We start from the raw sequence: 22,345 nt of genomic DNA, 5'->3' as shown, positions 1-22,345 counted from the left end.
TCAGGCCGGTAGCGGCCGCGTCCGGTCATTCAGTACCAGCGCCGCCATGGCCCCGAGCACGGTGCCGGTGACGAAGCGCTGAGCGCGCAGCCAGAGCGGCCGTCCCGCAAGGAAAGTCGCGATCGCGCCCGCGCTCAGCACGATCAGTCCGTTCACCGTGATGGCGATGCTGATCTGCACCGCGCCCAGGCACAGGCTCTGCAGCCACACCCGCCCGGCGGCGGGCACCACGAACTGCGGAATCAGCGCCATGTACAGAATGGCGATCTTCGGATTCAGCAGATTGGTGACCAGCCCCATGGTGAACAGCCGCCGGGCCGGATCCGGCGGCAGCTCGGTCGGCGTGAACAGCGAAACCCCGCCCGGCCGCAACGTCTTCCAGGCCAGATACACCAGGTACACCGCCCCGGCCACCTTCAATGCCAGATACAGCGCGGGCACCATCGCGAACACCGCGGTGATCCCGGCCGTCGCCGCCGCGAGATACACCCCGAATCCCATCGCCACCCCGGCCAGCGACACCAGCCCGGCCCGCCGCCCCTGCGAAATGGTCCGCGACACCAGATACATCATGTTCGGCCCCGGCGTCAGCACCAGCCCGAGGGCCGCCGCCGCAACCCCCAGCACCGCAGTCGATTCGATCACACGCCCGATTCTGCTGCCCGCCCTCGATCGCTGTCGCGGGCCACTCACCACCAACTGGACCGCCGCGGGCCCGCTGCCGTCGGCCGCCGCCCGCACCGCCACCCCGGCCACGTCCTGACCGGGCCGCCAGCCGTCCGGCCGCCGCCGGATCAGGTTCAGCTCATCGTGATTGACGGCGAAGGCCGCACCTCGACGACCACCTCGTCCGGCCGCGCCTGCGGCTCGGGCAGATCGGTGGCGAGCCGCAGCCCGGCTGGTCCGGCGGGGTCGGTGAGGTAGCCGAGCATGGTGCGTCCGTTCGTCTCGGTGTGCGACAACGGCTCACAACCGTACGACCTGCCCGATCATTCCGCAGACCGGAGCATTCCGGGAGCTAGCGGACCACCTGGGCCGCGTGGCCCGCGCGCAGGCGGCGCACGCCTTCGGCGATTGTCTCCTCCTTTTTGCAGAAGGTGAAGCGGACCAGGTGGTTCCAGGCGGCCTTGTCGTCGGCGAACACGCTCACCGGTACGGCGGCGACGCCGAGGCGCTCGGGGAGTTCGCGGCAGAAGGCGTAGGCGTCGGTCCGCTCCGCCTCCCCGCGCTTGCCCAGCGGGGTGATGTCGGCGCACACGAAATAGGTGCCGTCGCTGCGCTTCACGCCGAATCCGGCCTCGGCGAGCGCGGAGGAGAGGCGAAGCCGCTTCTCCGACAGGGTTTCCCGCAGGGCCACCACCCACTGCTGCTCGTTGTTCAGGGCGTGCGCGACCGCGGGCTGGAACGGGCCGCCGCCCACGAAGGTGAGGAACTGCTTGGCGGCGAGCACCGCGTCCAGCAGCGGCGCGGGGGCGCAGGCCCAGCCGATCTTCCAACCGGTGACGCTGAAGGTCTTGGCGGCGCTGGAGATCACGACGGTGCGCTCGAACATGCCGGGCAGGGTGGACAGGCTGATGTGCTCGTGCCCGTCGAAGTACAGGTGCTCGTACGCCTCATCGGACATGACGTAGAGGTCGTGCTCGACGGCGAGCGCGGCGATCGCCGCCAGGTCGGCCCGCGACAGCACGGTCCCGGTCGGATTGTGCGGCGAATTCACCAGCAGCAGCCGGGTTTTCGGGGTGATGGCGGCGCGCAGGCTGTCCAGGTCGAGGGCGAATCTGTCGCCGTCGGGCACCAGCCGCGCGGTGCGCCGATTGGCCCCGGCCAGGGCGATGGCGGCCGCGTAGGAGTCGTAGTACGGCTCGATGAGCACGACGTCCTCACCCGGCTCGACGAGCCCGAGAACGGTCGCCGCGATGGCCTCGGTCGCCCCGACGGTGACCAGCACCTGGCTGTCCGGGTCGTAATGGGTCCCGTACCGCTTGGCCCGGTCCGCGGCGATGGCCTGCCGCAGCGCGGGCACGCCGCGCCCGGGCGGGTACTGGTTGAACCCGTCGGCGATGGCCTGGCGCGCCACGTCGAGCATGCCCGCCGGACCGTCGCTGTCGGGGAAGCCCTGCCCCAGGTTGACCGCACCGTGGCGCACGGCCAGTTCGGTCATCTCGGCGAAGATCGTCGAGGCGAAGGGCTGCAACCGGGCGACGGTCGGGATACGGGACGGCATTACCGGAGAATAATGAACCCGACTCTCCGGGACTCCGAGGGGCTCCGCTCAGTGCGGCACGCGGATGCCCTTCAGCTTGGCCGGGTTGACCACGTCGTAGACGCCCCACACCTTGCCGTCGCGCACGGTGAAGCCGTACACCCGCTCCGGGCTGCCCGGCACGCCGTCGTAGGAGGCTGTCTCGTGCGCCCGAATGCCCCACTGACCGTTGACCAGGACCGGTTCGAGCACGCGGGCGGGGCCGGTGTGCTCGGGGTCGAAGAGCCCGAACCTGCGCCACAGCCCCCGCCACAGCCGGACGTTCTTGTCCACGCCCGCAACGATATTGATGGCCGTGGACACCAGGCCGCCGCCGTCGCCGATGGTGCGCACGTCCGGATGCAGTGCCGCCACAACGGCATCCACATCGCCACCGGCCAGCGCCGTCAGCAGCCGTTGCACGGCGGCACCGTGCTCGTCGTCGGCGACCGGTTCGGGGGCCTGTGCCACGGCTTTTCGGGCCCGGGCGGCCAGTTGCCGCGCCGCTTCCGTGGAAATGCCGAGAATGTCGGCGATTTCGGCGAACGGTATCGAGAAGCCGTCGTGCAGTACGAAAGCCACGCGCTGGGGCGGGGTCAGGGTGTCCAGCACCACCATCGCGGCGAAGCGGAATTCCTGTTTGCGCACCACCGCCGCGAGCGGATCCGGGGTGCTGGAGGGCGTGATCGCGGTGACGATCGGCTCCGGAAGCCATTGCCCCACATACTTTTCCCGCCGGACCGCGGCGCTGCGCAGCCGGTCCAGGCAGATGCGGCCGACGACGGTGGTGAGCCACGCGCGCAGGTCCTCGATCTCGGATTGCCGGGCCACCGCGAGCCGTAGCCAACTCTCCTGCACCGCGTCCTCGGCATCGCTGACACTGCCGGTGAGCCGGTACGCCACCGAGAGCAGATGCGGCCGATTGGATTCGAACAAGTCGGCGAGTAGAGCGGCAACCATCGAATCGATGCTACGGCCGGTCCGTGACGCCGCCGCCACCGCCCCGGCCGCGGCCCGGGAAACACCGTGCGCCCGCACCCGATTCCGTGACAGCATGACCGGCATGGACGCGGAATTCCTCTCCGACGGCACGGTCTGGCTGTCGCCGCCCGCCGTCTCCGACATCGACGCCATCACCGCCCTGTGCCAGGAGCCGTCCATCGGCGCGTGGACCACCATGCCGGTCCCGTACCACCGCGCCGACGCCGAGAAGTTCATCTACGACATCGTGGGCCCCGGCTGGGCCACCCGCAGCCCCACCTGGGCGCTGCGCCCCGCCGCGAACGGCCCGGTCATCGGCATGATCGGCCTGAGCCCGCTCTATCCCCGCCGCGACGACAACACCGCAGAGATCGGCTTCTGGCTGACCCCCGCCGCCCGCGGCCGCGGCCTGGTCACCCGCGCCGCCCTGCTGGTCTCCGCCGTCGGCCTCGATCACACGGCCCTGGCCTTCGAACGCCTGGAGTGGCGCGCCTTCGTCGGCAATCATCCCTCCGCCGCCGTGGCCCGCCGCGCGGGCTACCACTACGAGGGCCTGATCCGCGGCGGCGGCATGCAGCGCGGCGCCCGCCGTGACATCTGGGTCGCGGGCCGCCTCCGCACCGATCCCGCACTCCCCAGCCCGAACTGGCCTCCGGGCGTCTGAGTCGCGCGGCCGTCCACCGCCCGCCCCGGCCCCGCCTTCATTCCGGCGCGCTTCTTGGCCCGAAATCCACCGAAACCCGCTGGAGCGCAGCGCGGATGGATCCCGGCCGAAACATGCCGGACGGCGGGTGGCGGGTAGGCCCGGATGGTCGTGCCCGGCGGAAGAGCCGCATAAATGTGTTCGGCGCACACCCGCCGGACTGGGTGTGCGCCGAACACAGTGTGCACGCCGGACTCGTTCCGCGCGAGGCGAACTCGCAACGAGTGGGTGCTGGTTAGGGGGACCGCGGTCAGCCGCGGGCCGCGCGGCGGGCGGTGACGGCGTCGGCCAGGCGGTCGAGCTGGCTCGCCGTGGTGTCCCAGTCGATGCAGGCGTCGGTGATGGACTGGCCGTAGGTGAGGTCCTCCGGGCTGCCGAGGGTGAGGTCCTGGCGGCCCGCCACGATGAAGGACTCCATCATCAGCCCGACCACGGTGTCCTCGCCGCCCGCGATGCGCTCGGCGATATCGGTGACGACATCGACCTGCCGGTTGTGGTCCTTGTTGGAGTTGCCGTGCGAGGCGTCCACCACCAGTCGCTGCGGCAGCGCCGACTTCTCCAGGCGCAGCAGCGCTTCCGCGCAGGAGGCGGCGTCGTAGTTGGTGCCGTTGGAGCCGCCGCGCAGGATGACGTGGCAGTCCGGGTTGCCCGCGGTGCGGATGAGCGCCGAGCGCCCGTCCAGGTCGGTGCCGGGGAACACGTGCGAGGCGGCCGCGGCGCGCACGCCGTCGACCGCGACCTGCACGTCGCCGTCGGTGCCGTTCTTGATGCCGACCGGCATGGACAGCGCCGAGGACAGCTGCCGGTGCACCTGGCTGGCCGCGGTGCGCGCGCCGATCGCGCCGTAGGCGACCAGGTCGGCGATGTACTGCGGGGTGATCGGATCGAGGAACTCGCAGGCCACCGGCAGTCCCAGCGCGGTGATGTCGACCAGCAGGCGGCGGCCCAGGTCCAGCCCGGTGTTGATGTCGAAGGTGCCGTCCAGGTGCGGGTCGTTGATCAGACCCTTCCAGCCCAGCGTGGTGCGCGGCTTCTCGAAGTACACCCGCATCACCACGTGCAGCCGATCCTCCACTTCGGCGGCCTTAGCGGCGAGGCGGCGCGCGTAGTCCATGGCGGCCTCGGGATCGTGCACCGAGCACGGGCCGACGATCACCATCAGGCGGTCGTCGGCGCCGTTCAGCACGTCGACGGTGGCCTTGCGGCCCGCGCGCACGGTGTCGGCGAGGGTGTCGTCGATCGGATGGGCGGCACGGATCTCGCGGGGCGAGCTCAGCGGGCTCACGCTCAGCGTGCGCTGGTCGTCCAGATCGGCATGCCGTTCGAGATCGGCGGTAGTCATCGTGGGTTTCCTTGTCCCAGGCCGACCCACGGAGAGTTGTACGAAACCCCTTGGAGCCGGTCTGTTTTCGTCCGGCTCGGGGTGGAGGATGTCAGCGCAGGTCAGCGCCGCACGACCCACCCGGGGCCGGCTGACTAAACCAGAAATACACACGCTGCATACCCGGCACAGTACCAGAGATCGCGAATCGCGCGTGTGGCGTGCGCCACGATCCATGGGAACCGCGTCCCGAGGATTGGGATGCCCCCGGTCAGCGCAGGATGTAGTGCAGGATCACGTCGTGCACGTGGCGCGTCTTCTCGTCGCCGCGGAACTCCACCTCGTAGGTGTGATGTCCCGTGCTGATGGCGATCTGCCCGGAGGAGAACCACTGTCCCGCGAACGACTTGTTGGTCAGGATGCTGACGCTCGAGATCCGCGAGTACGGGATGCTCGTGATGGCGATCTTCTTCCCGACGAACGAGTTGTCCTGGATGAAGACGCGCCGATCGGTGAGCCCGAGGAATCCGGTGCCCACCCCGATGGCGTCGTACACGGCCAGGATCTGCTCGCCGGGCAGCAGCCCCTGCTGGATCTTGTCGAACTGATCGCGCCGGTCGAATGGAACGCTCATGTCTCCCGGCCCCGATTCACTTTCGCACGAAGGGATAGTTGACCTTGGTGAGCTGTTCGGACAGCTCCCACAGCCGCCGCGCCGTCACCTCGTCCTTGGAGGCGGCCGTCGAGGTGCTCGGCCCGGGATAGCCCCGCATGCCGCGCAGCCCGGTCGGCCCGTAGAAGCCGCCCGGCTCGACCTCCGCGGTCGCCGCGAACAGCGTTGGCAGCGCGCCCATTTCGGCGCTCTGCGCGAAGATCCTGTTGCCGATCGACATCAGCGTGTCGTACAGCGACTCGGTGTGCCCCTGCAGTTCGGTGGCGGCATAGCCCGGATGCGCGGCCACCGACACCTTGCTCGAACCGGCGGCGGTCAAGCGCCGCTGCAGTTCCCGCGCGAACATGAGATTGGCCAGCTTGGACTGCCCGTAGGCGGCCCAGCGCTGATACGAGCGCCGCTCCCAGTTCAGGTCCTCGAGATCGATGCGGCCGACGGCGTGCATGCCGCTGGTCAGCGTGACCACCCGGTCCCGGATCTTGTCCAGCAGCAGGCCGGTCAGCGCGAAGTGACCGAGATGGTTGGTGCCGACCTGCATTTCGAATCCGTCGGCGGTGCGCTTGAGCGGCACCGCCATCACGCCCGCATTGTTGATCAGCACGTCGGCGCCGTCGATCGCGTCGGCGAACTCGTGGATCGAGCTCAGATCGGCCAGGTCCAGCCGCCGCACCGCGGTATTGGGGCCGATCTCGGAGGCGACGGCCCGGCCCTTGAGTTCATTGCGGCACGCCATGATCACGCGCGCCCCGGCACCCGCGAGCGCCCGCGCGGTGACCGCGCCCAGCCCGCTATTGGCTCCGGTCACGATGACGGTACGACCCGCTTGATCGGGGATGTCGGAGATGTCCCAACCGCTCACGCCTCCACCTCGCTGCGCTCGGCTTCGGCGTGCGCGGAGCGCCCTGTGTCTCTGGCTCGCTCGCTACGCTCGCTCACGGGGTCGAGTCTAGGGGCGCGGGGGCGCGCCCGTCCGCCGTGGGCGGGAACCGGTCGCATTCCAGAAATATGCCGGTGCGTACGAGGGGTGTGCACGCGCGGCGTGCCCGGCTCGCCTTGAACGGCTTCGAACTGCGCAAGCGGTAGCGTCACGACCATGGATACATTGATACTCGCGGGTTTGCTGGTGGTTCTGATCCTGATCTGGAAACAGGGGCCGAGGCGGCGCGCGCCGGCCGCCTGGTGGATCGTGGCCCTGCTCTGCGCCGGGCTCGTGAAGTATCACATCACCGGCGGCCTCGGGCTGGGGCTGACATGGTGACGGCCACCGGCGCCGAAACCACCGAGACCGTCAGCGGCGGTGGGGTACTCGGCCAGGTGCAGTACTGGCTGGCGGTCGTCTTCATCGTCGGCTGGACCGCGGTGGTGTGCGGCGGCCTCGGCGTCCAGTTCGGCACATGGGACTACCCGTGCCCGCTGTGCATGCTGCAGCGCTACTTCATGATGCTGGCCGCGCTCGGCGGCACGTACATCGTGCGCAAGGGCCTGACCGGGACCATCGTGCGGCGCGACTACATGGTCGGCTGGGGGCTGGCCATCGTGGCCTGCTTCGGCGGCGGGTTCACCGCCTGGCGGCAGACCATGCTGCACATCCTGCCCGGCGACCAGGGTTACGGCGGCGCGGTGCTGGGCCTGCACCTGTATGTGTGGGCGTTCGTGCTGTTCGTCGCCGCCATCACGACAATCGGTGTGGTGCTGTCGTTTTCGTACGAGACGGCCGCGGAGACGATTCCGACGACGGGACCGCATCGCACCCTCGGCCTGGCGGCCATCGGCTTCCTCGCCGTCGTCATCGTCATCAATCTGGTGGCGACGTTCTTCCTGGAGGGCTTCCACCCGGTGCTGCCGGACGATCCGTCGTGCTACCGGCTGTTGCACGACATCGGCATCCTGCACGGCGGCTGCACCCTGCCCGCCCCGCACTGAGCTCGACCGCCGATCCCCGCGCCCGGCGAAAAGGGTTCGGGGATCGCGCTTTTCAGGAGAGGGCGAGGATCTCCTCGTCCGACAGCGCGGCCACCTCCAGGTAGAGGCGGGCCACCTCATCGAGCCGCCCGGCGACCCCGGCCCGCCGCTCGCGCTCCACCAGCCGCCGGCTCAGGCCCTCGACCGTACGGGCGGCGAAGAAGTCGGCGACCACGGTGTCCGGCGAGTCGAGCCAGTCCCGCACCCGCGCGATGACGGCGGTGGCCAGCACCGAATCGCCGCCGAGCGCGAAGAAATCGTCGGTCACGCCGACCCGCTCCCGGCCCAGGACGGTGGCGACGATATCGGCGACGGCGCGCTCGACATCGGTTCGGGGTGCGACGAATTCGCCATCCCCCTCCCCCGCGGCCAGCAGCGACGCGATGGCCTTGCGGTCCGGTTTGCCGTTCGAGGTGAAGGGCAGTTCGGCGAGCAGTTCCACCCGGCCGGGAATCATGTAGGCGGGCAACAGGTCCGCGGCGGCGTCGAGCAGCGCGGGCACCTCGAGGGCGGCCCCCGCGTCGGCCACCACGACCGCCGTGAGTTTCGGTGCGGCCGAACCGATCACCGCCGCGATGGCGTGCCGCACCCCCGGCAGGGTGCGCAGCGCGCTCTCCACCTCCCCGAGTTCCACCCGATAGCCGCGGATCTTGACCTGGTGGTCGGCCCGCCCGAGGAACTCCAGGCAGCCGTCCGGCAGATACCGCGCAAGGTCTCCGGTGCGGTACCAGCGCAGGCCCTTGTGGGTGACGAACCGGTCCGCGGTGCGCTCGGCATCGCCCCGGTACCCGGCCGCCACGCCCGCCCCGCCGATCCACAGTTCGCCGGTGACCCAGTCCGGGCAGTCCTGCCCCGACGGCCCGACCACCCGGCAGCGCACATTGCGCAGCGGCGTCCCGTACGGAACGGCCGACCATTCCTCCGGCACTTCGGCATTCACCACCTCGCGAATGGTGGAGTGAATGGCCGTCTCGGTCGCGCCGCCCAGCCCCGCGAAGCGGCAGCCCGGGGCCACCGCCGCCAGCCGCCCGGGCAGCGCCACATCGACCCAGTCACCGCCGAGAATGACCATGCGCAAACTATCCACAGGCTTCCCGGCGGCGGCCTCCAACAGCATGTCCAGCAGGCTCGGGACACAGTTCACCACTGAAATCCCGAGCCGCCGGATCATCTCGACCCACCGCCCCGGTTCGCCGCGCTGTCCCTCATCCAGCGCGACCACCGCACTCCCGGCGCTCAACAGCCCGAAGATGTCGTACACGGAAAGGTCGAATTCCAACGCGGACAGGGCGAGTGCCCGGTCCGCCGCCCCGATCCCGAAGCGCTCGTTCAGGTCGTCGATGGTGTTCATGGCCGCCCGGTGCGGCACCTCGACACCCTTCGGCTTGCCGGTAGACCCCGACGTGAAGAGCACGTAGGCGATGGCTTCCGGATCCGGAACGACGGCTTCCGCCAACGGTTCCGGATACACCCGCGCCTCGCTCAGCACCAGGGTCGGCACCTCCGGCACGCGCGCCCCGGCGGTCACCGCCGCCACGACGGCACCGGTCCGCAGAATCTCGGCCCGTCGCGCCGCGGGCTGATCGAACCCGATCGGCACGTACACCCCGCCCGCGGCCAACACCCCGGCGGTGGCCACGATCTGATCCGGCCCCTTCGGCAACTGCACCGCGACGGCGTCGCCCGGCCCGACACCCGCCGCCCGCAGCGCACCGGCCACCGCCAGCGCCTGGCCCGCCAGCTCGGCATAGCTCAACACTCGTGTCGAGGAAGCGGACTGCTGCGCTACCTCCTCGGCGGGCGATGCGGTGACGACACCGTCGGTCCGGTCGGATTCCCAGATCACGGCCGGCGCGCCGGGATTCGTGGCGGCGAACTCGAACAGCCCGCTGTGCAGAGCACGCCCGCTCACCGCACCGTCGGTGGCATTCACGCGCGCCCGAACCACCGCCTGCTCCACCGGAATTCGCACCGCCGCCTCCGCATCCCACCCCGCGGCGCGGACCTCGGCACCACCGGCCTCCGCGCGCGCGGATACGACCGACTTCGGCCGCGGCCCGACCGCGACGCGATCGGGACCCGAAGGATCCGGCGCGCAATCCGCCCCGGAGGACACAGCGGCGGTGAGTCCATGTCCGGCATCGGGATTCGCGACCGGCGCACCGATGTCTCGTGCGGCGTCGTCGCGGAGGGTGCCGGGCTCGTCCGCAGCGGACCCGTCGCCGCCCGCGAGGCGGAGGATCGCGTCGATGTAGCGGGTGAACATCGTCTCGACCATGTTCGCGGGGAAGGCGTCGGCGCGGATGTCCCAGTTCAGCAGCAGGCCGCCGCGGACCTCGGTGACCTGCGCGTCCAGCAGCACCTGGGGGCCTTGGGAAATGATCCAGACCGGGTCGCCGAAGGTGGCCGTGACCTGGTCGGCGAAGAGCTCGCCCAGGTTGATGGCGCTGGTGTAGACGATCGGGGCCAGCACGGGTTCGGCGCGCAGGCGGCCCAGATCGCGCAGCACCTCGAGGCCGGTATAGCCGGAATGAGCTCCGGCGGCGTGCAATTCGCGTTGCAGAGCGCGGGCGCGCTCGGTGACGGTGACGGGCTCGGTGACATCGACCTCCAGCAGCACCGAGGAGGTGAAGTCGCCGACCACCCCGTCCACCCGCGGATGCACCGGCTCCCGATGGAACAGCGGCAGATTCAGCAGGAACCGCCGCTGCGCCGACCACCCGCCGATGGTCTCCGCGAACACCGACGCCAGCGCCATGGCCGGGGTGATCCCGCGCGCGTGCGCCGCGGCGAACATCCGCCCCTTGGCCTCCGGAGACAGCCAGTGATGCAGTCGCACCGTCCGCGCCACCCGTTCCCCGCCCGCCTCGCCCGGGCCACGGCCCGAATGCACCGGAGGGCCCGAATGCGCTGCGGCTTCCGAGTATGCTGCGGCTTCCGAATGCACGGGGGCTCCCGAACGCGCTGCGGCTCCGGAGTTCACTGCGGCTTCCGGGGCGCGCGGCAACTCGGGCGCACCGGGCAAGTTCGCCAGTCGCCCCTGCCACCACTCCCGGTCGGCCGCGTGTTCCTGCGCGGGACCGGCATGTTCGGCCAGGTACTGCCGGAAGGTGTAGTCCTGCACCGGCAACTGCTCACCGTGGTACAGCCGCGCCAGATCCGCCACCAGAATCCGATAGCTCATGGCATCGGCCGCGAGCATGTCCACATCCAGGTGCAGCCGCGTCCGCCCCTGCGGCAACAGCGTCAAGGCGATGTCGACGACCTGCCCCTCCGCGACCGCCATAAGCTGATGAGTCCGCCTGTCGCGCAACTCCTCCAGCACCCGTTCGGCCGCATCGGCGCCGGCGCCCCGCAGATCGGTGACGCTCCACACCTCCCGGCCCGGCCGCTCCAGCGTCTGCTGCGTCCCGTCCGGCAGGAATCGCGTCCGCAGCATCGGATGCCGCCGCACCAGCCCCTCGACCGCCGCTCCCAACCGCTCGGGATCCACTCCGGCCCCGTCGAATTCGACGTACAGATGCGCCGCGACCGCCCCCAACTCCTGCCCCTCGGCCCGCCCGACCCAATACGCGTGCTGCATGGGCGCGAGCGCGAAGGGACTCCCATCGTCGACGACCGGGTCCCCTCCGTCCGCCACCGGGGTGACGGCGGCCGCCGTGGACTCCGCCGCGGCAGACCCGAGGTCGCGCGAATCATCCTGGACCGCCATGTGATTCATCGCCCCGGCAAGCCCGGTTCCCGCCGGGACGTCCATCTCTGCGCCGCCGAGGATCCGGTGCCAGGCGGCGAGCGTCGGTTCGGCGGCGAGTTGGGCGAAGTTGACCGGGAGGCCGCGTTTGCGCCAGGCGCCGGCGAGTTTCATGGTGCGGATGGAGTCCAGGCCGAGCTGGATGAGGTCGTCGTGGTCGCCGATGGCGGACGGATCCAGGCCGAGGTGGGTGGCGATGGCGGTGCGGACCTCGTCCCGGGCGATGCTCGCCGACGGCCCCTGGGGTGACTCCATTTCCGCTGGTACTCCTTGTTCGAGGGGTGGGGCTAGGTGCTGCCGATCCGGGATTCGGATGTCGTTGGACAGCAGCGTAGCTCATTGAGATAGGGTTGCCTAACCTATGCAAGGCCATCCTAACTAGCCAGAGGTCAGAGCTGTGACGTCGACCGCATCCGCAGAGACACCGCCCGGATCCACCACGGATCACCGCGACGGTTTCGTTCCGTTCCCAGCCGAACTCGCCGAGCGGTATCGGGCTGCCGGGTACTGGGCAGGTCGGCCATTGGGCGAACTGCTGCGCGACGCGGCCCGGCAATGGCCCGAGCGGCCCGCATTGCTGGGTGACACCTCGACCACCTACGCGGAGCTGGATCGCGCGGCCGACCGGATGGCCCACGGACTGTTGGGGCTCGGCATCCGGCCGGGCGATCGGGTCGTCGTGCAGCTGCCCAATGTGCCCGAGTTCATCGAGATCCTGTTCGGCCTGCTGCGCGCCGGAATCATCCCGGTCCTCACCCTGCCCGCGCATCGCCGCGCGGAAATCGAGCACCTGGCAAGGCTTTCCGGTGCGGTCGCCTATATCGCCGCCGAACGCCTCGGTGACTTCGACTATCGAACCCTCGCCGCCGAGGTGAGCGCGCCCAGCCTCGTGCACATCCTGATCCTGGGCGACGCCGGTCCTTTCACTGCGCTGAATTCCATTCCGGTCGACGGCGATTCACTCCCCGATATCGACCCCTCCGACATCGCCCTGATGCTGGTCTCCGGCGGCACCACCGGCCTGCCCAAGCTCATCGCCCGCACCCACGACGACTACGTCTACAACGCCCGGGCCAGCGCCGAGGTCTGCGAGCTCGGCCCGGACGACGTGTACCTCGCGACACTCCCTGTCGCCCACAACTTCCCGCTGGCCTGCCCGGGCGTGCTCGGGAGCATTGCCACCGGCGCGGCCATGGCGTTCGTGACCGATCCCAGTCCGGAGAACTCCTTCGCCGCCATCGAACGCCACCGCGTCACCGTCACCGCCGTGGTGCCGCCGCTGGCCCAACTGTGGTGCGCGGCAGTCGAATGGGAGGAGGCGGACCTGTCCTCGCTGCGCCTGCTCCAGGTGGGCGGCGCGAAGCTGGCCGAGGTGAACGCGCGCGCGGTCGCCCCGGCCCTGGGCGTGCGCCTGCAGCAGGTGTTCGGCATGGCCGAGGGCCTGCTCAACTACACCCGGGCCGAGGACGCCGACGATCTCGTCTGCACCACCCAGGGCCGTCCCCTCTCCCCCGCCGACGAGGTCCGGGTGGTCGACGAGCACGGCGACGACGTCCCCGACGGCGCGGAGGGCGAGCTCCTCACCCGCGGCCCGTACACGCTGCGCGGCTACTACCGTGCCCCCGAACACAATTCCCGCGCCTTCACCCCGGACGGGTTCTACCGCAGCGGCGACCTGGTCCGCCGCCTGCCCAGCGGTCACCTCGTCGTCTCCGGCCGCATCAAGGACGTCATCAACCGCGGCGGCGAGAACATCTCCTGCGACGAACTCGAGGAGCACCTGCTCGCCTATCCGGGCGTCCGCCATGCCGCCGCCGTCGGCCTGCCCGATCCGGCGCTGGGTGAGAAGGTCTGCGTGGTCCTGGTGACCACCGGCGAGCTGCCCGCCCTGCCCGATGTCAAGGCGTTCCTGACGGCTCGCGGTCTGGCCACCTACAAACAGCCGGATGTCTTGCGGCAGGCCGATTCCCTGCCCGTCACCGCCGTCGGCAAGATCGACAAGAAGGCCCTCGCCGCCGCGCTGTGATGCCCGGCCACCCAGCACCGATCCGGCCGGTCCGCAACCCGGGCGCCGCCGATCGGCACGGGGATCGGTGTGGATTTCCTCACCGCGGTTCGCCGCGACGGGATACCCGCCGCGTCATAGAGTTCATCTATGGGTGGGTGGAACACAGCGAATATTCCGGACCAGACCGGCCGGATCATCATCGTCACCGGAGCCACCAGCGGCCTCGGCGAGGCCACCGCGCGCGCCCTGGCCGCCGCCGGGGCACAGGTGATCCTGGCCTGCCGCAATGAGATCAAGGCGCAGGCGGTGGCCCGGACCATGCCCGGGGACGTGCAGATCCGCCAGCTGGATCTGGCCGATCTGGCCTCGGTGCGCGCCTTCGCCGACACCGTGGACCGGGCCGACGTGCTCATCAACAACGCGGGCGTGATGGCGGTGCCCAAGCGCAAAACCGCCGACGGCTTCGAATTGCAGATCGGCACCAACTATCTCGGCCACTTCGCCCTGACCGGCCTACTGCTGGACCGGATTTCGGAGCGGGTAGTGAACACCTCCAGCATCACTCACTTCATCGGCCGCATCGACCTCGACGACCTGAACTGGGAGCACCGCGCCTACTCCCGATTCGGCGCGTACGCGCAATCCAAACTGGCGCTGCTGCTGTTCACCTACGAACTCCAGCGGCGACTCGGTCTCATCGGCTCACCGAAGCTCTCGGTGGCCGCGCACCCCGGCTACGCGGCCACCGAGATCAGCTCCGAGACCCAGAACCTGCTCGAGCAGATCGTCGGCCTCGGCAATCGGCTGGTGGCGCAGAGCGCCGAAATGGGCGCGCTGCCAACGCTGTACGCCGCCACCGCCGAGGTCGAACCGGGCGGCTACTACGGTCCCGACTGGTTCAACTGGCGGGGCTATCCGCCCGAGGTGCACTCCAATGCCGCCTCGCACGACGAGAAAACCGCCCGGCAGCTCTGGGAGCTGGCCGAGCGGTTGACCGGCGTGGAGTTCCGCGTCTGACCCCACCCCGGGGCTTCCCGGCGCATCAGGCCCGCACCGCGGGGTCGGATCAGGCCCGCACCGCGGTGTCGGCCTTGACCACGTAGGGCGCGACGCTGCCCAGCTTCTCGCAGGTCTCCTCGAATTCGCGCTCCGGCCGCGACTGCCCGACCACGCCCGCGCCCGCGCGCAGCCAAGCCCCGGCCCCGCTCTGGTAGACCGCGCGCAGCACCAGCGTCGCCTCCAGCTCGCCCTCGGGCGAAACCGTCACCACGGCACCGGAATACAGCCCGCGCGGATCGTGGTCGAGCCGGAAGACCGCGTCGACGCCCTCGGCCTTGGGAATGCCGGAGGCGGTGACGGACGGGAACAGCGTTTCGAGGGCGTCCCACGGGCTGCGGCCCGCCGCCAGCGTGCCGCGCACCGTGGACGCCAGGTGCTGCACGCTGCCGCGCTCGCGCACCGCCATGAAGTCGGAGACCGCGGTGGTGTCGGGCTCGGCGACGGCCGCGATCTCGGCGAAGGAGGTCTGCACCGAAATGGCGTGCTCGACAATCTCCTTGGGGTCGCGGATCAGTTCCGCGCGGGCCGCCAGATCCAGGTCGTCACCGCGGCCGAAGGCGCGCGTCCCGGCCAGCGGCTCGGTGGTGACCACCCGGTCGCGGTCCACCGACGCCACCAGTTCGGGACTGAAACCAGCGGCCTCGAGCCCGCCCAGTCGCAGCAGGAACGAGCGCGCCGGGGTGTTGTTCATGCGGCCCAGCCGATAGGTGGCCGGAATGTCGACCGCGAAGGGCAGCTCCACCTTCCGCGACAGAATCACCTTCTGGTACCTGCCATCCGCGATCTCGGCGACGCCGGCGGCCACCCGGTCCCGGTACCCGGTCGGATCCCCGGTGACGTCCACCGGGTGGGCCACCGGCGGCGCGGTCCGCTGCGCGGTGGTGATCAACTCGTGGATGTCCCCGGTCTCGGCGGGCGTCGCGCCGGACACCCGCACCCCGGTGGCGTCGATGCGGACCTCGATGCGCGGAATCATCAAGTGCGCCAGCGTCGCCCGCGGATGCACGTGCTCGATCGCGCCGAGCGACCAGGCGCAGAACTCGAATCCGATCCAGCCGAAGGCATTCCGTCCCGCCGACGGCAGCCCGGCCAGGGCGCGGTCGACGGCCTGCGCGGGGCTCCCGGTCCACGGTCCGGCGGTGGTGCGCCCGTCCCAGCTCACCCGGAGTTCGTCGGCGTCCAACTCGACCCCGCCGATCGGGTCGGCCGCGAACACCCATTCGCCGGGCCGCTCGTAGACCACGTATTCGCCGAAAAGTTCCGCCGCCGCCAGCGCGGATACCGCCGCGGCCGGATCGGTGACGTGTTCGCCCCACCGCTGCTCCCCCGTGACCCGTACCCGTTCGTCAGCGACCGACACCAGACCTCCAAGGTTATGCTTACCTAACTTGCCGAGTGAGGTTAGCATTGCCTTCCTAAAAGTGGGGAGGGCTCGTGCGCGACCTCGATCACGCCGGGGTCCGCCTGCCACCGAAACCCCGCTCCCGACCGGGCAATTACCCGACCTGCCAACCCGGCGCGCCCGTTTGGGCTTCAATGGATCGCAGCGGCTCAGGTGGAGGGACAACGAAAATGCTCGATCATGACAGCCGGCTCCCCGAGGCCGCGCTCACCGCTCCACAGTCCGTGGTCGCCCTGGTCGACGCCGCCTCCCCGGTGGAACGCGAACTCATCGGGCACTGGCTCGCCGAGGGCGGCATCACCCAGGAATTCGGCACCTCCGCACCGGTCACCCAGATCGATCTGGACCCCACCGCGGTCACCGATCGATTGGTCGGCCGCGGCGACGACCCACTGGTGGTTCCGGTGCGGGTGCTGTGGCTGCCGCCGGAGCGAGACGGCGTGCGGCGCACCACCTTCAGCGATCTGATCACCCTCACCAACCCGCGCAAACCCCATCGGTTCATGCAGCGGCGGCTGCTCAGCAAGGCACCCGACCGGCACCTGGTGCTGACCGGGCAGCCCGCCCGGCTCAGCGAGCTGCGCGCCAACAATCCCGGATCCGCCGGCGTCCCGGACGCTTTCGGCCGGGCCATCGTGCGCGCGGGCATCGTCGCCCTGGAACGCGCCGAGCGCGCGGTCATCGGCGACCGGTACAAGGTGCCGCGGCTGGTGGTCGAGGAGATCCTCGACTCGCCGGAATTCCTGCGCCGGCTCGACGGCATCGCCGAGGCGGCCGGGCTGCCGTCCCGCGAGGTGTACCGCCGGGCCGAGAAGGGGCTGCGCGAACTCGTCGCGGCCCAGTCCCGCCTGGTATCGGACCTGTTCACCCAGGCCATGCGCCCGGTGCACGCCTCCACCTGGAAGGTCGACTCCGACGAGTCCGGCCTGGACGGACTGCGCACCCTGAACCGGCGCTACCCGCTGGTCTTCCTGCCCTCACACCGCTCCTACGTGGACGCCTTCGTGCTCGGGGACATCCTGGCCCGCAACGACTTCCCGCCCAACCACGTGGTCGGCGGGGCCAACCTCAAGTTCTGGCCGATCGGCCCGATCGCCCGGCGCACCGGAGCCGTGTTCATCCGCCGCAGTTTCGGCGACGACGAGGTCTACAAGGCCGTCGTCGAGGAGTACTTCGCCTATCTGCTGAACAAGCGCTTCAATCTGGAGTGGTACTTCGAGGGCGGCCGCACCCGCACCGGCAAACTCCGCCCACCCCGCTACGGACTGCTGAACTACCTTGCGGCGGCACTGCGTTCGAAACGCATCGACGACGTCATGCTGGTGCCGGTCTCCATCACCTACGAGCGGCTCAACGAGATCGGGGCCATCGCCGACGAACAGACCGGCGGCAGCAAGCAACCCGAGGGCCTGGCCTGGCTGGCCCGCTACGTGCGCAGCCAGCAGCACTCCGCCGGGCACGTGTACGTGCGCTTCGGCACCCCGCTCTCGGCGCGCGGCCGGCTGGCCGTGCACGGGGATCCGCTGGCGGCACACCCGGATCCGGCCCCGGCGCCGATGCTCGAACTCGAGCACCGCGCGGTGCAGCGGCTGGCCTTCGAGGTCGCGGTCGGCATCAACGAGGTCACCCCCATCACCGTCAACGCCCTCACCACCCTGGTGCTGCTGGGCGTGCACGAGCGCGCCCTCACCCGCAGCGAACTGCGCGCCGCCATCGCGCCCGTGCTCGGCTACATCGAGAATCGCGGCCTGCCGCGCGGCGAACTCGCCACGCTGCGTGACGATCACCGGCTGGCCGTGGTGCTCGAACAGCTCGCCATCGCGGGGGTGGTGACCGTGTACCGCGGCGGGCTGGAATCGGTGTACGCCATTCACGCCGGGGCCCACCTGGAGGCCGCGTTCTATCGCAACAGCGCGGTGCACTGGTTCGTCAACCGCGCCATTCTCGAACTGGCCGTCCTCACCGCGATGGAGGCGCCCGAAGGCGATCAGCTCCGGGTCGGCTGGGAGGCCGCCTACCGGCTGCGGGACCTGCTCAAATTCGAGTTCTTCTTCCCCGAGCGCGCCGAATTCACCAGCCAGCTCACCGCGGAGATGCTGCGGGTGGACCCGGAATGGCACCACCGCACGGCCGCGGGCACCGTCGGATCCGACATCCTGGCCCAGCTGACCGATTCCGGATTCATGATGGCGCACCGCGTATTGCGCTCCTTCTTCGACGCGCAACTCGTGGTGGCCGAACGACTCGCCGCGCGCGATCCCGCCCTCGAGGTCGACCGGAAGGACTTCGTCGACGAGTGCCTGCAGGTCGGCAAACAGATGCTGCTGCAACAGCGCCTGCACAGCCCCGAATCGGTGTCCTCCGAATTGTTCGGCAGTGCAATCAAACTCGCCGACAATCACGGCCTGCTCACCCCCGCCGAGGATCCCGCCGAGCTGGCCGCCCGCCGCACCCGCTTCGCCGGGGAACTGCGCGCCATCGGCGCGCGCATCTCCCGCGCCGCCACCCTCGACCCCTCCAACCGGCTGGACACGCTATGACGAGCCGGGTCCGGGGGATCGCCGCGGGCAGGCCCTCACTTCCGCTGCGGCCCGGTGTCGGCGTCACCCAACGACCGGTCGGCGCAACCGATCTCGCGCAGGCCCTGGAAGCGGTCCGGACCGGGCCGCGGGGCCCGCACATCGCGGCCGTCTTCGATTTCGGCGGGACCGTGGTGAGCGGCTTCAATCCGCCGCCGTTGCCGCGACGGCTGCTGCGGCGCGGCAGCACCCGCGGCGCACTCACCGCAGGACTGCTCGGCAGCATCCGCGGCGCGCGCAGCGAGGGCGAATACGAGCGCTTCCTCCAGTACGCCATATACGGCTGGGCCGGGGTGCCCGAGACCGAGCTGGCGGAGGCCGGCCGGGAGATCTTCGCGCGCAACGTCTACGGGCACATCTACCCCGAGGCATGGCGGCTGGTCCGCGAGCACGAGGCCGCCGGGCACACGCTGGTGCTGGTCAGCTCCGTCACCCGCTACCAGGTCGAGCCGGTGGCCGAGGAACTCGGCATTCCGCACGTGCTGTGCACCGCCATGGCCGTGCAGGACGGCGTGCTGACCGGGCACGTGGAGGGAAAACCGCTGTGGCGCAATGGCAAGGCCGACGCCGTGCGCCGCTTCGCCATCGCCGACGACATCGATCTCGCGCACAGCTGGGCCTACGCCGACAGCGCCGCCGACCTGCCACTGCTACAGGCCGCCGGGCACCCGGTCGCGGTGAACCCGGATCCGCGCGTGGTCATGGCGGCCGCCGAAAAGGATTGGCCGGTCCTGCATTTCCGGCCCCGGCAAGCGCCCCGGGCCACCGACTACGTCCGCACGCTGGCCGGTTTCACCGGGCTGCTGGGCGGGGCCCTGTTCGGTGTCGCCGCCAAGGCGCACACCACACAGCGTCGCCAGATGGCGGATTCGATGATGACCTACGCCGCGGACTCGACGCTGCGGAGCACCGGGGTGAAGGTCCGGGTCACCGGGGCCGAGCATGCCCGGGCCCCGCGCCCGGCGGTGTTCATCTTCAATCACCAGAGCCAGTTCGACATCGTGGTGATGGCCGAGGTGCTGGGCACCGGATTCACCGGGGTGGCCAAGCGGGAGATCACCAAGAACCCGATCTTCGGGCCGCTCATGCGATTCGTGGAGGTGACCTTCATCGACCGCGCGAACACCGCCGTCGCCAAGGCCGAACTGGAACCGGTGGTCGACACCCTGCGCGGCGGGCTGTCGGTGGTGATCGCGCCGGAGGGCACCCGTTCACTGACCCCGCGCGTGGGCCCCTTCAAGAAGGGCGCGTTCCACATCGCCATCCGGGCCGGAGTTCCCGTCATCCCGGTGGTGATCCGCAATGCCGGTGAAATCGCCTGGCGCAATTCGGCCGTCGTGCGCAAAGGCGTCGTGGATGTGGCGGTGCTACCGCCGATCGATGTCGGCGGCTGGGATCCGAACCATATGGATACCGAGGTGGAGCGAGTGCGTCAGCTGTTCGTGGACACCCTGCTCCACTGGCCGGAGAACTAGACCTGCTTGCCGAACAACAGCTTCCACGGCATGGCCGCGGACTCCAGCTGCACCTTCAGGCTCATCTTGGACGCGCCCTTGGTGCGCTCCTCGAAGCGGATCGGCACCTCGGCGATGGCGATGCCCTTCTTGACCGTCCGGTAGTTCATCTCCACCTGGAACGAGTAGCCGTTCGACTTGATCGAGGCCACGTCGATGGCGCGCAGGGTGTCGGCCTTCCACGCCTTGAAACCGGCCGTCGCGTCCTTGACGCCCAGGCGCAGAATCAGATTCACGTAGAAGTTGGCCCACGCGGAGAGCGCCTTGCGGTACCACTTCCACTCCGCGGCGGTGGAACCGCCGGGGACATAACGGGATCCGAGCACCACGCCGGCGTCGGTGGTGGCCAGCTTGTCCAGCATGGCGGGGAGGACCTCGGCGGGATGGGACAGGTCGGCGTCCATCTGGATGACGACGTCCGCGCCCTCGTCCAACGCCTTGGTGATGCCGGCGATGTACGCGCGGCCCAGGCCGTCCTTCTCGGTGCGGTGCAGCACGCTCACCACGTTCGGCAGGTCGGCGGCCAGCTTGTCGGCCACCTCACCGGTGCCGTCGGGCGAATTGTCGTCCACCACCAGCACGTGCAGGTCGGCCACCGGTAGGGCGGTCAGCCGCTCCACCGCCACCGGCAGGTTCTCCCGCTCGTTGTAGGTCGGCACCACCACGGTGACCTTCAAGATTTACCCTCCCGCTTGGTCGTTTCTGGCTACGAAACCGTACCTGGTCGACCTGAGTGCCTCGTGAGCGCACCGCGTGGCCACGCTCACCCCCATCACCCAGGCGTCAGGAATCTTCTTCGTCCGAGCACCTATTTCGTTCTCGCACAATATCCAACGCCCGCTCGGCTGTCGCCTTGTCCGGGTAAGGACCCATCCGCTCCGCGAACCAGTGCTGCTTGCCCGGCTCGGCCCGATGATGCTTGAGGCAGTAATACCACTGATCGTCAGCCATGAACCCAGCATGGCACCAAGATCAGAAGGAAACTCCCGGAAACACGCGAAGAATCCCGGAACGCCGAAAGACCCCGTCCATTGGACGGGGTCTCCCAGATCTGGTGGCCAAGGCCGGGATCGAACCGGCGACCTTCCGCTTTTCAGGCGGACGCTCGTACCAACTGAGCTACCTGGCCGAAAGGCACCCGATACGAATGCCAAGCTTTGTGTCTTGCGACCCTGACGGGACTCGAACCCGCGACCTCCGCCGTGACAGGGCGGCGCGCTAACCAACTGCGCCACAGGGCCTTGCTACTTGCTCCGACAACCATGTTTCCATGGTTGTACCCCCTACGGGATTCGAACCCGCGCTACCGCCTTGAAAGGGCGGCGTCCTAGGCCGCTAGACGAAGGGGGCCCGCCGGATCTCTCCGGACCGTTTGCTCAACGGCTTCCGTTGGGAGCGGAGATAGCTTATGACAGGCTCCGCATTATTCCCAAATCAGCTGGTCAGAGTCCCAAGTTGAGATCTTCCAGCTTTGCGGACACCCGCCAGCCGGTGCGGCGGAACTCCTCGATCCACTCCGGTGTCGCGGTGGCGTCCACGATCACCTCGAGCGCCTCGGCGAACCGGGCCCGCAGATCCACCGGACCCGCCAGCACATCGGCGATATAACGCTGACCCGCCAGCGCGGCCGCCAAGGTGCGGGTGAAGCGGTCCGGGTCGGCGTCCGGGCGCAATTGCTTGTGCTCGGTGGCGCGCACCGCGAGCTGCCGGATGGAGCGCCCGAGGATGCGGCCCCCGCCGGCCTGGATGTCGCGGTAGAACTCCGGCTCGATGATGAGCCGGAACTCGGCCTGGATGATGATGTCGTTCTCCAGCCGCAGCGCGATCTCGTCGATCATGCCGTGTAGCACGTCGAGCGGGCCGAGATCGGTTCTGGCGAGCCACCTTTCGGTCGATACCCGATAGCGGTCGACCGCCGCCTCGCGTACCGCGCGTGCCAGGTCCTCCTTGGAGTCGAAGTGAAAGTACATGGCCCCCTTGATCGCCCGGGAACCTTCCAATATGCGGTTGAGCGATGCAGCGGCATAGCCGCTCTTCCCGAACTCAACGGCGGCGGACCTGATGATCGCCGCGCGTGTCCGGCGGGCCCGCTCTTGCTGCCGTGCCATGCTCGAAACGCCTCCGAAGCTAGTGTCCTGAATCGTAAGTTA

Annotated in this window: 19 protein-coding genes and 3 tRNA genes; 7 read left to right on the top strand and 15 right to left on the bottom strand. The window is 69.7% G+C overall.

From position 1 onward, the window contains the following. The 4 genes from NS2_RS02905 to sigJ all read right to left on the bottom strand — a co-directional run bounded on the left by NS2_RS02905 (position 1) and on the right by sigJ (position 3,202). Entirely contained in the window at positions 1–645 is a 645-nt protein-coding gene (locus NS2_RS02905; RefSeq protein ID WP_036547273.1) for a LysE family translocator, read from the bottom strand. A 155-nt stretch (positions 646–800) separates the two neighbouring features. Further along, positions 801–962, bottom strand: coding sequence for a hypothetical protein (locus NS2_RS35780; RefSeq protein WP_155240033.1), 162 nt, complete (start codon positions 960–962; stop codon positions 801–803). Positions 963–1,018: 56 nt separating this feature from the next. Continuing rightward, positions 1,019–2,224, bottom strand: a complete 1,206-nt coding sequence (locus NS2_RS02900) for a pyridoxal phosphate-dependent aminotransferase (protein ID WP_033085479.1) — start codon at positions 2,222–2,224, stop codon at positions 1,019–1,021. Between the two features lie 48 nt (positions 2,225–2,272). Further along, complete coding sequence (gene sigJ / locus NS2_RS02895) at positions 2,273–3,202, bottom strand: RNA polymerase sigma factor SigJ (protein WP_033085478.1); 930 nt, start codon at positions 3,200–3,202, stop codon at positions 2,273–2,275. Between the two features lie 7 nt (positions 3,203–3,209). Between sigJ and NS2_RS02890 the strand changes: the two genes are divergently transcribed. Then, entirely contained in the window at positions 3,210–3,887 is a 678-nt protein-coding gene (locus NS2_RS02890; RefSeq protein WP_370737264.1) for a GNAT family N-acetyltransferase, read from the top strand. 289 nt (positions 3,888–4,176) lie between these two features. Here the strand turns inward: NS2_RS02890 and NS2_RS02885 are convergent, their stop codons facing one another. The 3 genes from NS2_RS02885 to NS2_RS02875 all read right to left on the bottom strand — a co-directional run bounded on the left by NS2_RS02885 (position 4,177) and on the right by NS2_RS02875 (position 6,779). Further along, positions 4,177–5,268 carry a 3-deoxy-7-phosphoheptulonate synthase gene (locus NS2_RS02885; RefSeq protein ID WP_071344684.1) on the bottom strand — a complete coding sequence of 364 codons (1,092 nt, stop codon included), beginning with the start codon at positions 5,266–5,268 and terminating at the stop codon, positions 4,177–4,179. Between the two features lie 250 nt (positions 5,269–5,518). Next, positions 5,519–5,881 carry a PH domain-containing protein gene (locus NS2_RS02880; RefSeq protein ID WP_147207068.1) on the bottom strand — a complete coding sequence of 121 codons (363 nt, stop codon included), beginning with the start codon at positions 5,879–5,881 and terminating at the stop codon, positions 5,519–5,521. Positions 5,882–5,897: 16 nt separating this feature from the next. Continuing rightward, a complete protein-coding gene (locus NS2_RS02875; RefSeq protein ID WP_033085475.1) occupies positions 5,898–6,779 on the bottom strand; it encodes an oxidoreductase in 882 nt (293 codons plus the stop codon). A 234-nt stretch (positions 6,780–7,013) separates the two neighbouring features. Between NS2_RS02875 and NS2_RS35775 the strand changes: the two genes are divergently transcribed. Beyond that, a complete protein-coding gene (locus NS2_RS35775) occupies positions 7,014–7,178 on the top strand; it encodes a DUF5993 family protein (protein WP_155240034.1) in 165 nt (54 codons plus the stop codon). Then, positions 7,175–7,843 (top strand): disulfide bond formation protein B, encoded by a 669-nt coding sequence (locus NS2_RS02870; RefSeq protein ID WP_081985618.1) that lies wholly within the window; start codon positions 7,175–7,177, stop codon positions 7,841–7,843. Before NS2_RS35775 ends, NS2_RS02870 begins: the two co-directional genes overlap by 4 nt. Positions 7,844–7,895: 52 nt before the next feature. Here NS2_RS02870 and NS2_RS37110 read toward each other — a convergent pair whose 3' ends face one another. Next, positions 7,896–11,888 carry a non-ribosomal peptide synthetase gene (locus NS2_RS37110; RefSeq protein WP_261772256.1) on the bottom strand — a complete coding sequence of 1,331 codons (3,993 nt, stop codon included), beginning with the start codon at positions 11,886–11,888 and terminating at the stop codon, positions 7,896–7,898. 142 nt (positions 11,889–12,030) lie between these two features. Between NS2_RS37110 and NS2_RS02855 the strand changes: the two genes are divergently transcribed. Both NS2_RS02855 and NS2_RS02850 read left to right on the top strand, forming a co-directional pair. After that, positions 12,031–13,659 carry a (2,3-dihydroxybenzoyl)adenylate synthase gene (locus tag NS2_RS02855; RefSeq protein WP_033085472.1) on the top strand — a complete coding sequence of 543 codons (1,629 nt, stop codon included), beginning with the start codon at positions 12,031–12,033 and terminating at the stop codon, positions 13,657–13,659. 129 nt (positions 13,660–13,788) lie between these two features. Continuing rightward, a complete protein-coding gene (locus tag NS2_RS02850) occupies positions 13,789–14,658 on the top strand; it encodes an oxidoreductase (RefSeq protein WP_033085471.1) in 870 nt (289 codons plus the stop codon). Positions 14,659–14,707: 49 nt separating this feature from the next. Here NS2_RS02850 and NS2_RS02845 read toward each other — a convergent pair whose 3' ends face one another. Then, positions 14,708–16,060: a salicylate synthase gene (locus tag NS2_RS02845; RefSeq protein WP_033085470.1), complete on the bottom strand. Its 1,353-nt coding sequence runs from the start codon at positions 16,058–16,060 to the stop codon at positions 14,708–14,710. A 212-nt stretch (positions 16,061–16,272) separates the two neighbouring features. Here NS2_RS02845 and NS2_RS02840 point away from each other — a divergent pair, with 212 nt between their 5' ends. Both NS2_RS02840 and NS2_RS02835 read left to right on the top strand, forming a co-directional pair. Further along, positions 16,273–18,642, top strand: coding sequence for a glycerol-3-phosphate 1-O-acyltransferase (locus NS2_RS02840; protein ID WP_033085469.1), 2,370 nt, complete (start codon positions 16,273–16,275; stop codon positions 18,640–18,642). Further along, positions 18,639–20,156 (top strand): HAD-IB family hydrolase, encoded by a 1,518-nt coding sequence (locus tag NS2_RS02835; RefSeq protein ID WP_147207067.1) that lies wholly within the window; start codon positions 18,639–18,641, stop codon positions 20,154–20,156. The genes NS2_RS02840 and NS2_RS02835 overlap by 4 nt, the downstream gene beginning before the upstream one ends. On the opposite strand, the gene NS2_RS02830 is transcribed toward NS2_RS02835, so the two are convergent. The 6 genes from NS2_RS02830 to NS2_RS02810 form a co-directional block, all read right to left on the bottom strand. Further along, the gene (locus NS2_RS02830) at positions 20,153–20,854 is read right to left on the bottom strand and encodes a polyprenol monophosphomannose synthase (RefSeq protein ID WP_036552452.1); all 702 of its coding nucleotides are present in this window, start codon (positions 20,852–20,854) and stop codon (positions 20,153–20,155) included. The genes NS2_RS02835 and NS2_RS02830 overlap by 4 nt on opposite strands. A 124-nt stretch (positions 20,855–20,978) precedes the next feature. After that, positions 20,979–21,146, bottom strand: a complete 168-nt coding sequence (locus tag NS2_RS35770; protein WP_162836596.1) for a hypothetical protein — start codon at positions 21,144–21,146, stop codon at positions 20,979–20,981. Positions 21,147–21,247: 101 nt separating this feature from the next. After that, positions 21,248–21,324 (bottom strand) — tRNA-Phe (locus NS2_RS02825). A 38-nt stretch (positions 21,325–21,362) separates the two neighbouring features. After that, positions 21,363–21,436 (bottom strand) — tRNA-Asp (locus NS2_RS02820). Between the two features lie 36 nt (positions 21,437–21,472). Continuing rightward, positions 21,473–21,545, bottom strand: a tRNA-Glu gene (locus NS2_RS02815). Positions 21,546–21,637: 92 nt separating this feature from the next. Beyond that, on the bottom strand, positions 21,638–22,303 hold the full coding sequence (locus tag NS2_RS02810; protein ID WP_033085468.1) for a TetR family transcriptional regulator: 666 nt from the start codon (positions 22,301–22,303) through the stop codon (positions 21,638–21,640). Positions 22,304–22,345 lie beyond the last annotated feature (42 nt).

The organism is Nocardia seriolae NBRC 15557 (assembly GCF_007990715.1).
GTDB lineage: Bacteria > Actinomycetota > Actinomycetes > Mycobacteriales > Mycobacteriaceae > Nocardia > Nocardia seriolae.
Note: the sequence above shows the minus strand (reverse complement) of the source record. Positions and strands in the feature narration are given on the sequence as shown.

Bases quoted from the DNA above. Each gene is read 5' to 3' on its own strand.
- NS2_RS02900 (WP_033085479.1), bottom strand. From the start codon at position 2,224: ATGCCGTCCCGTATCCCGACCGTCGCCCGGTTGCAGCCCTTCGCCTCG.
- NS2_RS02840 (WP_033085469.1), top strand. From the start codon at position 16,273: ATGCTCGATCATGACAGCCGGCTCCCCGAGGCCGCGCTCACCGCTCCA.
- NS2_RS35770 (WP_162836596.1), bottom strand. From the start codon at position 21,146: ATGGCTGACGATCAGTGGTATTACTGCCTCAAGCATCATCGGGCCGAG.
- NS2_RS02850 (WP_033085471.1), top strand. From the start codon at position 13,789: ATGGGTGGGTGGAACACAGCGAATATTCCGGACCAGACCGGCCGGATC.
- NS2_RS02885 (WP_071344684.1), bottom strand. From the start codon at position 5,268: ATGACTACCGCCGATCTCGAACGGCATGCCGATCTGGACGACCAGCGC.
- NS2_RS02835 (WP_147207067.1), top strand. From the start codon at position 18,639: ATGACGAGCCGGGTCCGGGGGATCGCCGCGGGCAGGCCCTCACTTCCG.
- NS2_RS37110 (WP_261772256.1), bottom strand. From the start codon at position 11,888: ATGGAGTCACCCCAGGGGCCGTCGGCGAGCATCGCCCGGGACGAGGTC.
- NS2_RS35775 (WP_155240034.1), top strand. From the start codon at position 7,014: ATGGATACATTGATACTCGCGGGTTTGCTGGTGGTTCTGATCCTGATC.
- NS2_RS02810 (WP_033085468.1), bottom strand. From the start codon at position 22,303: ATGGCACGGCAGCAAGAGCGGGCCCGCCGGACACGCGCGGCGATCATC.
- NS2_RS02890 (WP_370737264.1), top strand. From the start codon at position 3,210: ATGCTACGGCCGGTCCGTGACGCCGCCGCCACCGCCCCGGCCGCGGCC.
- sigJ (WP_033085478.1), bottom strand. From the start codon at position 3,202: ATGGTTGCCGCTCTACTCGCCGACTTGTTCGAATCCAATCGGCCGCAT.
- NS2_RS02880 (WP_147207068.1), bottom strand. From the start codon at position 5,881: ATGAGCGTTCCATTCGACCGGCGCGATCAGTTCGACAAGATCCAGCAG.